At 72.0% G+C, this 11,073-nt stretch carries 10 protein-coding genes; 7 read left to right on the forward strand and 3 right to left on the reverse strand.

All coding sequences use genetic code 11. The features are described 5' to 3' along the window. Nucleotides 1–144: 144 nt before the first annotated feature. The 3 genes from pcaH to RB614_RS22540 all read right to left on the reverse strand — a co-directional run bounded on the left by pcaH (nucleotide 145) and on the right by RB614_RS22540 (nucleotide 2,604). Nucleotides 145–864, reverse strand: a complete 720-nt coding sequence (gene pcaH, locus RB614_RS22530) for a protocatechuate 3,4-dioxygenase subunit beta (protein WP_308714573.1) — start codon at nucleotides 862–864, stop codon at nucleotides 145–147. Between the two features lie 172 nt (nucleotides 865–1,036). Continuing rightward, complete coding sequence (locus tag RB614_RS22535; protein ID WP_308714574.1) at nucleotides 1,037–1,789, reverse strand: CoA-transferase subunit beta; 753 nt, start codon at nucleotides 1,787–1,789, stop codon at nucleotides 1,037–1,039. Continuing rightward, nucleotides 1,786–2,604 carry a CoA transferase subunit A gene (locus RB614_RS22540; RefSeq protein ID WP_308714575.1) on the reverse strand — a complete coding sequence of 273 codons (819 nt, stop codon included), beginning with the start codon at nucleotides 2,602–2,604 and terminating at the stop codon, nucleotides 1,786–1,788. The genes RB614_RS22535 and RB614_RS22540 overlap by 4 nt, the downstream gene beginning before the upstream one ends. Before the next feature lie 202 nt (nucleotides 2,605–2,806). Between RB614_RS22540 and RB614_RS22545 the strand changes: the two genes are divergently transcribed. The 7 genes from RB614_RS22545 (at nucleotide 2,807) to RB614_RS22575 (ending at nucleotide 10,970) form a co-directional block, all read left to right on the forward strand. After that, complete coding sequence (locus tag RB614_RS22545) at nucleotides 2,807–3,742, forward strand: ABC transporter substrate-binding protein (RefSeq protein WP_308714576.1); 936 nt, start codon at nucleotides 2,807–2,809, stop codon at nucleotides 3,740–3,742. Then, complete coding sequence (locus RB614_RS22550; protein ID WP_308714577.1) at nucleotides 3,739–4,506, forward strand: ABC transporter permease; 768 nt, start codon at nucleotides 3,739–3,741, stop codon at nucleotides 4,504–4,506. Before RB614_RS22545 ends, RB614_RS22550 begins: the two co-directional genes overlap by 4 nt. Continuing rightward, nucleotides 4,503–5,282, forward strand: a complete 780-nt coding sequence (locus tag RB614_RS22555) for an ABC transporter permease (protein WP_308714578.1) — start codon at nucleotides 4,503–4,505, stop codon at nucleotides 5,280–5,282. The genes RB614_RS22550 and RB614_RS22555 overlap by 4 nt, the downstream gene beginning before the upstream one ends. 10 nt (nucleotides 5,283–5,292) lie before the next feature. Beyond that, nucleotides 5,293–6,123 carry an ABC transporter ATP-binding protein gene (locus RB614_RS22560; protein ID WP_308714579.1) on the forward strand — a complete coding sequence of 277 codons (831 nt, stop codon included), beginning with the start codon at nucleotides 5,293–5,295 and terminating at the stop codon, nucleotides 6,121–6,123. Further along, nucleotides 6,080–7,507: a benzaldehyde dehydrogenase gene (locus RB614_RS22565; RefSeq protein ID WP_308714580.1), complete on the forward strand. Its 1,428-nt coding sequence runs from the start codon at nucleotides 6,080–6,082 to the stop codon at nucleotides 7,505–7,507. Before RB614_RS22560 ends, RB614_RS22565 begins: the two co-directional genes overlap by 44 nt. A 2-nt stretch (nucleotides 7,508–7,509) precedes the next feature. After that, a complete protein-coding gene (pcaF, locus tag RB614_RS22570; protein ID WP_428983088.1) occupies nucleotides 7,510–8,703 on the forward strand; it encodes a 3-oxoadipyl-CoA thiolase in 1,194 nt (397 codons plus the stop codon). Nucleotides 8,704–8,828: 125 nt separating this feature from the next. Next, nucleotides 8,829–10,970, forward strand: coding sequence for a putative bifunctional diguanylate cyclase/phosphodiesterase (locus RB614_RS22575; protein ID WP_308714663.1), 2,142 nt, complete (start codon nucleotides 8,829–8,831; stop codon nucleotides 10,968–10,970). The last annotated feature ends 103 nt before the right edge of the window (nucleotides 10,971–11,073 follow it).

The raw sequence follows: 11,073 nt of genomic DNA on the forward strand, positions 1-11,073 counted from the left end.
TTCGCTGCGGGCGGCCGCGAGGCTCCAAGCGCGCTGTGTCTGATGGTTCGCTCGCTACGCTCGCTCACGGCCGTCCTCGCTTCGCTGCGGGCGGCCGCGAGGCTCCAACCGCGCTGTGTTTGATGGTTCGCTCGCTACGCTCGCTCACGGCTCCTCCGTCGGGGTCGCCTCGCGTCCACGTAGGACGATGTCGAACTCGAAGCCGAGCGCCCACTCCTCGACCGTCGCGGAGAGGTCGAAGCGGGACACCATGCGATGCCGCGCCTCCTCCGGTACCGAGTTGTAGATCGGGTCGTGCGGGAAGAGCGGGTCGTCCGGGAAGTACATCTGCGTCACGAGCCGCTGGGTGAACGCCCGCCCGAAGAGCGAGAAGTGGATGTGCGCCGGCCGCCAGGCGTTGAAGTGGTTGCGCCACGGGTACGCGCCGGGCTTGACGGTGACGAACCGGTACCGCCCCAGCGAGTCGGTGAGCGCCCGCCCCACGCCGGCGAAGTGCGGGTCGAGCGGGGCGTCGTGCTGGTCCCACTTGTGCCGGTAGCGCCCGCCCGCGTTGGCCTGCCACACCTCGACCAGCGTGTCGGGCACCGGGCGGCCGTCGCTGTCGCGCACCTGCCCGTGTACGACGATCCGCTGCCCCTGCGCCTCCCCGTCGGAGTACCGGGTGAGGTCGGAGTCGTCCGCCGTGACCCGCCCCTCGCCGAGCAGCGGCCCGGTCACCTCGGTCAGCGTGTGCGGCAGCAGCAGCGGAGCCTGGCCCGGCGCGCGCAGCACGGTCGACTTGTAGCCGGGCGAGAGCAGCGGCGGATGGGTGCCGGCATCGTCCCGGCGGTATCCCGGCACGACAAGCCGGTCAGCGACACTCATGGCCGTCCTCGCTTCGCTGCGGGCGGCCCTGAGGCTTTATCCACGCTGAGCCCAATGATTCGCTCGCTACGCTCGCTCATGGCCGTCCTCGCTTCGCTGCGGGCGGCCCTGAGGCTTTATCCACGCTGAGCCCAATGATTCGCTCGCTCATGGGAAGCCCTCCTCACGAGAGTCAATCCTGCCGTTCCAGCAGCCGCAGCGCGGCCAACTCGGCCGGGCTGGGGTCGGGCGTGACGCGGAGCGAAGGGGCGACGGCGAGCGGCCAGCCGGTGGCCTCGGCGGCGCGGGCCGCGTCGACGCCCGGGTGCAGCTGGGTGAGCGTGAGCTCGGCCGTCCGCGGGTCGGGCTCGAGCAGCCCCAGGTCGGTGATGACCAGGACCGGGCCGCGGCCGGTGAGGCCGAGCTTGGCGCGGTCGTCCGGGCCGGTGCCGTAGCCGACGGAGGTGACGAAGTCGACCCGCTCCACGAACGTACGCGGGCTGTGCTTGACGATCACGATGACCTCGCGGCAGGAGGCCGCGATCTCCGGTGCGCCGCCGGCGCCGGGCAGCCGCACCGCGGGGTCGTGGTAGTCGTCGCCGATCACGGTGGTGTTGATGTTGCCGTACCGGTCGATCTGCGCCGCGCCGAGGAAGCCCACGTCGATGCGGCCGGGCTGGAGCCAGTAGTTGAAGATCTCCGGCACCGGGACGACGGCGTCGGCGGTGTCGGCCAGCACGCCGTCGCCGATGGAGAGCGGCAGCCGGGCCGGCTTGGCGCCGATCGTGCCGGACTCGTAGATGAGCACGAGGTCGGGTGCGTGGGTGCGGCGGGCCAGGTTGGCGGCGGTGCTGGGGCGGCCGATGCCGACGAAGCAGCGGGCGCCGTCGCGCAGGGCCCGGGCGGCGGCGACGGTCATCATCTCGTCGGCGGTCCAGCCGGTCATGTCGCCGGTACCCGATTGAGCACGTGCTCCTCCAGCCACCGGGTGAACGCCGCCCGGTCCCGGCTGATCGCGTCCCAGGCCAGGTAGTAGTCGTTGTCGCGCTCGCTGTAGCCCATCGCGTACGACGGGTGGGCGCCGCCGGGCACCTCGGCCACGAACGTGACCGCCCAGCTCGGCAGGATGACCGCGCCGGGGCGGGGGTCGAGCTCGTCGACGACCTCTTCGACGGTCACCAGCGACCGGCGGGAGGCGAGCACGACCTCCTTGTGCACGCCGGTGATGCCCCACATCTGCACGTTGCCGGCGCGGTCGGCGCGCTGGGCGTGCACGATGCCGACGTCCGGGTTGAGGGCCGGCACCGCGGTCAGCACCTCGCCGGTGAACGGGCAGGTGATCGGCTTGATCGTCGCGGTGTGCACGGGCAGGTCCGTGCCGACGTACCCGCGGAGCACGGCGAACGGCAGCCCGGACGCGCCGGCCACGTACCGGTTGGCCATGCCGGCGTGGCTGTGCTCCTCGATCTGCAGGGGAGCGGGCCAGCCGCGCTGCACGGCGTCGCGAAAGCGGTGCAGCGAGCCGACGCCGGGGTTTCCGGCCCAGGAGAAGACCAGCTTGCGCGCGCAGCCGGCGCCGATCATCTGGTCGTAGACGATGTCCGGCGTCATCCGGACGAGCGTGAGGTCGCGCCGGCCCTGCCGGATGATCTCGTGGCCGGCGGCCACCGGGATCAGGTGCGTGAACCCCTCCAGGGCCACCGTCGCGCCGTCGCGCACCAGCTCGGCGACCGCTTCGGGCAGCGAGGCAATGACCCCCATCGACATCCCAACTTAGTGCGCTTTTAGAACTATGGTTCGCTATCCGAACGTAACGGCGCTCCTCTGGAGCTGTCAATCGGCCGCGAGACGTGACATTGACGTGAGAGCGGTCACGCCGTACGTTCACGATGAGAACCAGCGTTCGTATGCCGTACGCACTCACCGGAGGTCCCCCTTGCGCCGGTCCTTCGCAGTCTTCGCCGTGGCCACCGCCCTGCTCGGCGCCACGGCATGCGGCTCGTCCGACTCCCCATCGACGCCCGCCGGCGAAGGCGCCACCAAGGTCACGGTCGGCGTCATCCCGATCGTCGACGTGGCGCCGATCTACCTCGGCAAGGAGCAGGGCTTCTTCGCGAGCCGCGGCATCGACCTGGCCATGGAGAGCGGGCAGGGCGGCGCCGCCATCGTCCCCGGCGTGCTCAGCGGCCAGTTCCAGTTCGGCTTCAGCAACGTGACGTCGCTGATGCTCGCCCAGACCCAAAACGTGCCGATCAAGGTGGTGGCCAACGGTGTCGCCTCGACCGGCAAGGTGGACGCCGACTTCGGCGGCGTGACGGTCAAGGGCGACAGCCCGATCCAGTCCGCCAAGGACCTTGCCGGCAAGAAGGTCGCGGTCAACACGTTGAAGAACATCGGCGACACCACCGTCCGCGAGTCCGTCCGCAAGGCGGGCGGGGATCCGAGCACGATCGAGTTCGTCGAGATCGGCTTCCCGCAGATGCCGGCCGCGCTCGCCGCCGGCCAGGTCGACGCGGCCTGGGTGGTGGAGCCGTCCCTGTCGGTGGTCAAGTCGCAGGGCGGCCGGGTCGTCGCGTGGAACTACGTGGACGCCGCGCCCGACCTCACCGTCGCCGCGTACTTCACCTCCACCAAGCTCCTGCAGGAGAGCCCGGACCTGGTCAAGCGCTTCACCGAGGCGATGAACGAGTCGCTGACGTACGCCTCCGAGCACCCCGACGAGGTGCGGCAGGTGCTGGGTACGTACACGCAGATCGACCAGAAGACCCGGGACGCGATGACGCTGCCGCTGTGGCCCACCGAGATCAACAAGGCGTCCGTCGAGACGCTGGCGACGCTCGGCAAGAACGACGGCGTCTTCGGCGACAAGACGCCCGACCTCGCCAAGCTGCTGCCGTGACCCGAGGAGCGCTCGGGCTCTCCGGGCTCGCCGGCCTCCTCCTGATCGTGGAGGTACTGCCGTACACCGGCCTGGTGTCGGCGGACTTCCTGCCGCCGACCCACCGGATCGCCGCCGCGCTGGCCGACGAGATCGCCGACGCCGGGTTCTGGCTGGCGCTCTGGGACACGCTGGTCGCCTGGGCGGTCGGGCTCGCCATCGCGGTGGTCGCCGGCATCGTGGCGGGCATCGTGATCGGCGCGGTACCGGTGCTGCGGGCGCTCACCGCGTCGACCATCGAGTTCCTGCGGCCGATCCCGTCGGTGGCGCTGATCCCGCTGGCCGTCCTGCTCTACGGCACCCAGATCCAGTCCACGCTCATGCTCGTCGTGTACGCCGCGTTCTGGCAGGTGCTGATCCAGGTGCTCTACGGCGTGCGGGACGTCGACCCGATCGCCGACGAGACCGCGCGCAGCTACGGGCTCGGCGCGTGGGCCCGCGTGCGGTACCTGCTCTGGCCCACCGCCCTGCCGTACGTGATGACCGGCGTCCGCCTCGCCGCCGCGGTGGCGCTGGTGCTGGCGATCACCGCCGAACTGGTCATCGGCGCGCCCGGGCTGGGCAGCCGCATCGCGGTCGCGCAGAGCTCCAACGCGGTGCCCAGCATGTACGCCCTGATCGCGGTCACCGGCCTGCTCGGCGTCACCATCAACCTCGCCGCCCGCGGCGTCGAGCGGCTGCTGCTCTCCTGGCACCAGTCGGTGCGCGGGGAGGTCCTCGTATGACCCGCGTACTCACCAGGATCGGGCTGGCGCTCCTCCTGCCGGTGGTGCTCTTCGCGGTCTGGTGGTTCGCCACAGCCAACAGCCAGAACTTCTACGTGCCGCCGCTGCGCGAGATCCTGAGCACGTTTCCCGAGGTGTGGACCGGGCAGCGGCTCCGCACCGACGTGCTGCCCAGCCTGATCAGGCTCGCCGCCGGCTACACGGTCGCGGTGCTCGCCGGCGTCGCCCTCGGTGTGCTCGTCGGCGGCAGCCGGCGGGTACGGGCCGTGCTGGAGCCGGTGCTGGAGTTCTTCCGGGCCATCCCGCCGCCGGTACTCGTGCCGGTCATCATGCTCTTCGCCGGCATCGGCGACACGATGAAGGTCGTGGTCATCGCGGCCGGCTGCGTGTGGCCGATCCTGCTCAACACCGTCGAGGGTGTGCGGGCCGTCGACGGCGTGCTGGCGGACACCTGCCGCTCGTACGGGATCACCGGTGAGGCGCGCCTGCGCCACCTGGTGCTCCGCTCGGCGAGCCCGCAGATCGCGGCCGGCATGCGGCAGGCGCTGTCGATCGGCATCATCCTGATGGTCATCAGCGAGATGTTCGCGGCCAGCAACGGGCTCGGCTTCACCATCGTGCAGTTCCAGCGCGGCTTCGCGATCCCGGACATGTGGAGCGGCATCCTCCTGCTCGGGCTGCTCGGCCTCGCCCTGTCCGTCCTCTTTCGACTCGTGGAGAGCTGGGCCCTGCGCTGGTACCACGGCCAGCGCCGCGTCCAGCGTGGACGGTCCTGAAAGGACAAAGATGCTGCTCGAAGTCCGCGACCTCAAGAAGGTGTACGAAGGCCGCCAGCGCCCGGTCGAGGCGGTACGCGACCTGACGTTCGGCCTCGACGCGGGCGACCTCGTGTGCCTCGTCGGGCCCTCCGGCTGCGGCAAGACCACGCTGCTCAAGTGCATGGCCGGGCTGCTCGCTCCGACCGGAGGCGAGGTGCTGCTGCGGGACAAGCGGGTCACCGGGCCGCCGCCGGGCATGGCCGTGGTCTTCCAGGAGTACGGCCGCAGCCTCTTCCCGTGGATGAGCGTGCGCGACAACGTGGAGCTGCCGCTGCGCAACAAGGGCATGCCGCGCCGGCAGCGCCAGGAACTCGTGGCCGGCGCGCTCGCCGCGGTGGGGCTCGCCGACGCCCACCACGCGTACCCGTGGCAGCTCTCCGGGGGCATGCAGCAGCGCGTGGCCATCGCGCGCGCGGTCGCGTACCAGCCGGATGTGCTCTTGATGGACGAGCCGTTCGCGGCCGTCGACGCCCAGACCCGCGCGGACCTGGAGGATCTGATCCGCGACCTCTGGCGCGAGTTGGGCGTCACCATCCTCTTCGTCACGCACGACATCGACGAGGCGGTCTACCTCGGGCAGCGGGTGATCATCCTCTCCTCCTCGCCCACCGTGGTGCGCGAGGTGCTCGACGTCGACCTGCCCGACCAGCGCGACCAGCTGACCACGCGGTCAGACAGCCGCTTTACGGAGCTGCGCTCCCACGTCTACGCGCAGATCCAAGCCGCCAAACGAGAGTCCACAGTGGGGAGTCACGATGCTGCTCGACAGACCGACCTGGCAAGGCAAGTTCTTCAGTAGCGGCTGGGTTTCCGGCGAGGGTGGCGACGCGGCCGTCGTCGAGCCGGCCACGGGGGCGGAGATCGGGCGGGTGGGCATCGCCGGCCCGGGTGACGTGGCCGCCGCGGCCCGCGCCGCGGCCGCCGCGCAGGCCTCGTGGGCGGCGCAACCCCATCCCGAGCGGGCGGCGGTGCTGCGCCGGGCGGGCGACCTGTGGCAGGCGAACGCCGAGGAGGTGCGCGACTGGATCGTCCGCGAGACCGGTGCCGTGCCGCCCAAGGGCGACTTCGAGATCCTCGTGGCCACGCAGGAGTGCTACGAGGCGGCGGCGCTCCCCTCCCGCCCGTACGGCGAGCTGCTGCCCAGCCTCGACGGCCGGCTCAGCATGTCCCGGCGGGTACCGGCCGGCGTGGTCGGCGTGATCTCGCCGTTCAACTTCCCGCTGATCCTGTCGATCCGCTCGGTGGCGCCGGCGCTCGCGCTCGGCAACGCGGTGCTGCTCAAGCCCGACCGGCGTACCGCGGTCAGCGGCGGCCTGCTGCTGGCCGGCATCTTCGCCCAGGCCGGGCTCCCCGAGGGCCTGCTGCACGTGCTGCCCGGCGGCCCCGAGGTGGGCGAGGCGGTCATCGCCGACCCGCGGGTACGGGTCGTGTCGTTCACCGGCTCCACCCGGGCCGGGCGGCGGGTCGGCCAGGTCGCGGCGGCCAACCTGACCCGGGCGCACCTGGAGCTCGGCGGCAACTCCGCGCTCGTGGTGCTCGACGACGCCGACCTCGACCGGGCGATCTCCGCCGGCGCGTGGGGCTCGTTCAACCACCAGGGGCAGATCTGCATGACCACCGGCCGCCACCTGGTGCACGAGTCCCTCTACGACGAGTACGTGGAGCGCCTGGCCAAGAAGGCCGACGCGCTGGAGCTCGGCCCGGTCATCGACGCCGGCCAGCGCGACAAGATCCACGCGCTGGTGACCGGCAGCGTGGACCGGGGCGCGCGCCTCGCGGCCGGCGGGACGTTCAGCGGGCTCTTCTACCGCCCGACCGTGCTGGCCGAGGTGACGCCCGAGATGCCCGCGTACGCCGAGGAGGTCTTCGGCCCGGTCGCGCCGGTCGCCCGCTTCGGCAGCCTGGAGGAGGCGGCCGCGCTCGCCTCCGGCACCGAGTACGGCCTGTCGCTGGGCATCATCACCCGCGACGTGACGAAGGGGCTGGCGCTCGCCGACCGCATCCCCACCGGCATCGCGCACATCAACGACCAGACGGTGAACGACGAGGCGAACGTCCCCTTCGGCGGCGTCGGCGCGTCCGGGACCGGTGCCCGGTTCGGCGGGGCGGCCGCGAACGTCGAGGCGTTCACCGAGACCCGCTGGGTGACCGTCCGCGGCGACGTGCCGGCGTACCCTTTCTGATCATGGATGCTTTCATCGTCGACGGGGTTCGTACACCGTTCGGAAAATATGGCGGTGCGCTGTCAGGTGTACGACCTGACGATCTGGCAGCGCACGTCGTTCGGGAGCTGACCCGCAAGCTGCCGTCCGTGGACTGGGCGGCGGTCGACGACGTCGTGCTCGGCTGCGCCAACCAGGCCGGCGAGGACAACCGCAACGTCGCACGCATGGCGCTGCTGCTCGGCGGGCTGCCGGAGCACGTGTCGGGTACCACCGTCAACCGGCTCTGCGGGTCCGGCCTGGACGCCGTCGCCATCGCCGCCCGGGCCGTCCGCGCCGGCGAGGCGCACCTCGTCGTGGCCGGGGGCGTGGAGAGCATGAGCCGCGCGCCGTTCGTGATGCCGAAGGCGACGAGCGCGTTCTCCCGTACCGCCGAGGTCTTCGACACCACGATCGGCTGGCGGTTCGTCAACAAGCTGATGCGCGACGGCTGGGGCATCGACTCGATGCCGGAGACCGCGGAGAACGTGGCCGCCGACTTCGACGTCAGCCGGGAGGCGCAGGACGAGTTCGCGCTGCGGTCGCAGGAGCGGGCGGCGAAGGCGCGGGCCCGCCTGGCGCTGGAGATCGCGCCGATCGAGGTACCGGCGGGGCGCGGGGCCACGAAGACCGTCGAGGCCGACGAGCCGCCCCGGGAGACGTCGCTGGAGAAGCTGGCCGCGCTCCCGACACCGTTCCGGGCCGGCGGGACGGTGACCGCGGGCAACGCGTCGCCGGTCAACGACGGCGCGGCCGCGCTGCTGGTGGCGAGCGCGGAGGCGGTCGACCGGTACGGCCTGACGCCGCTCGCGCGGGTGGTCGGCGGGGCGGCCGCCGGCGTGCCCCCACGGATCATGGGGATCGGACCGGTGCCGGCGACCCGCAAGCTGCTGCGCCGGCTCGGGCTGGAGGTGGCCGACGTCGACGTGGTGGAGCTCAACGAGGCGTTCGCCGCGCAGGCCGTGGCCGTCCTGCGCGAGCTCGGGCTGCCCGTGGACGCCGAGCACGTCAACCCGAACGGCGGCGCGATCGCCCTCGGTCACCCACTGGGCGCGAGCGGTGCACGGCTGGCGTTGACGGCGGCCGTGGAGTTGGGACAACGCGGGGCGCGCCGGGCGTTGTGCACCATGTGCATAGGCGTTGGCCAGGGGATCTCTCTCCTGCTGGAGGCCCCGTAGCGGTAGGGTGATCGCCAGCCTGGCCGGCACGACGCGGGGCCGGGTGGGCGTTCCTGCGGTCCGGCGCCTTCGGGGGCGCCGGCCACCGAGAGCGGGGCCGCCTAGGCTGGGGATGCGCCGCCGGGCTGCGGGAGGCGACGATCGACCAGTACAGCAGGGAGGGAGTGCGGCGGTACGCGCGGCTTTGGGCGCGTGCCGGGGCGGCGCTCGGCTACGTGCCGATGAGCCCGGACGAGACCGAGCGCGTGCTGCGTGACCACACCATGCTGCTGGCCGAGACGCTGGTGGCCGAGCCGTTCGTCGCCACGCCCGCGTACGGGGTGGGCCGGGCGCTCGTGGACGCGCACTTCACCGTTCCGGAGTTCCTCGACCAGACGCTGCTCACGTTCGGGCGGCGGTTTCTGGAGCTGGTCGTACCGGGCAGCTCGGGGAAGCACGCCGACCGGGCGGTGGCGCTGCAGGCCGCGCTGGCGGCCGGCTACGCGCGGGGGCTGCGCGACCGCACGTTCGCCCAGCAGGAACGCATCTCGCGGGCGGTCTGGTCGGCGCGCAACCAGGCCGAGCAGGACCTGCGGGCCAGCGAGGCCCGCTTCCGGGCGGTCTTCGCCGGCGCGGCCATCGGCATCGGCATCGCCGACCTGGACGGGCGGATCATCGACGTCAACCAGGCCTTCGCCGACATGCTCGGCTACAGCCTCGACGAGATGCGTGAGATCAACGTCACCGAGCTCTTCTACCCGGACGACGCACCGGGCATGTGGGACACGTACAAGGAGATGATCGAGGGCAAACGGGACGGCGCGCGGGTGGAGAAGCGGTACTTCCGCAAAGACCGCACGATCCTCTGGACCGACCTCTCCGTGTCGCTCATCCGCGACGAGGACGGGCAGCCGCGCTTCACCGTGGCGATGGTCGAGGACATCACCGACCGGTACGAGCTGCAGGAGCGCCTCCGCTTCCAGGCGCTGCACGACCCGCTCACCGGGCTGCCCAACCGCACGCTCTTCTTCGAACGGCTCGCCGCGGTCTTCGACGGCGCGGCCACCCGGGTGGGCGTGTGCTTCCTCGACCTCGACGGCTTCAAGGCGGTCAACGACAGCCTCGGCCACTACGTCGGCGACGAGCTGCTCGTGGTCGTCGCCCGGCGGCTGGCCGCGTCGGTCTCCGCGCGCGGCCACCTGGTGGCGCGGATGGGCGGCGACGAGTTCGTGATCCTGGTCGAGGACTCCAGCGGCACCGACGCGGCCGTCGCGGTGGCCGAGGCGGCGCTGGCCGCGGTGGCCGAGCCGGTGAAGATCGACTCGCATCAGCCGCTCTCGGTGACCGCCAGCATCGGCATCGTCGAGCGCGAGGTCCGCGGCACCAGCCCCACCGACGTGATGAAGGCGGCCGACACCACGCTCTACTGGGCCAAGGCCGACGGGCGTGGCCGGTGGGCGCTCTTCGACCCGGTGCGCGGCGCGCACCAGCTGGCCCGCGCGGCGCTCGCCGCTGCCCTGCCCGGCGCGCTCGACCGGGGCGAGTTCACGCTCGAGTACCAGCCGATCGTGGGCCTTACAAGCGGGCGGCTGCGCGCGGTCGAGGCGCTCGTGCGCTGGCGCCACCCGGAGCTGGGCACGGTGCCGCCGGACCGGTTCATCGGGCTGGCCGAGGAGACCGGCATGATCGTCCGACTTGGACGGTGGGTGCTGGAGCAGGCCTGCGTCCAGGCCGCGCGGTGGCACCGCGAGTTTCCGGACGCGGGGCTGGTGGTGAGCGTCAACCTCGCCGTACGCCAGGCGAACGCGCCGGGCATCGTCGAAGAGGTGGCCGGCGTGCTGGAACGCACCGGGCTACCGGCCCGCCAGCTCCAGCTGGAGCTGACCGAGAGCGCGGTGATGCCGACCGCCGGCGAACCGGTGCGGTCGCTGCGCGGGCTGGCCGACACCGGCGTACGGATCGCGATCGACGACTTCGGCACCGGGTACTCCAACCTGGCGTACCTGCGGCGGCTGCCGATCCACTCGCTCAAGCTGGCCGGGCCGTTCATCGAGGGGCTCCGCTCCGGCGACCTGGCCGACTCGGCGAGCGTGGCGGACGAGCGGATCGTGGACGCGCTGGTACGGCTGGCGCACGCGCTCGGCCTGACCGTGACGGCGGAGGCGGTCGAGACGGCCCAGCAGGCCGACCTGCTGCGCGGGCTGGACTGCGACACCGGCCAGGGCCTGCTCTTCGGCGGCGCCACGTCGGCCGACGACATCACGGCACGATTGCGGTCAACCCGCTGAACGGGCAAACCTGCCCTCCAGGACTGTCGTGATCCGCGAACGGATGGGATGCTGTCGCCTGGTCTGTTGGGTCTCGTGGAGGTCGGGGCCCTGACTGGGGGGT

It is taken from the genome of Phytohabitans maris (assembly GCF_031085175.1).
Classification (GTDB): Bacteria; Actinomycetota; Actinomycetes; order Mycobacteriales; family Micromonosporaceae; genus Phytohabitans; species Phytohabitans maris.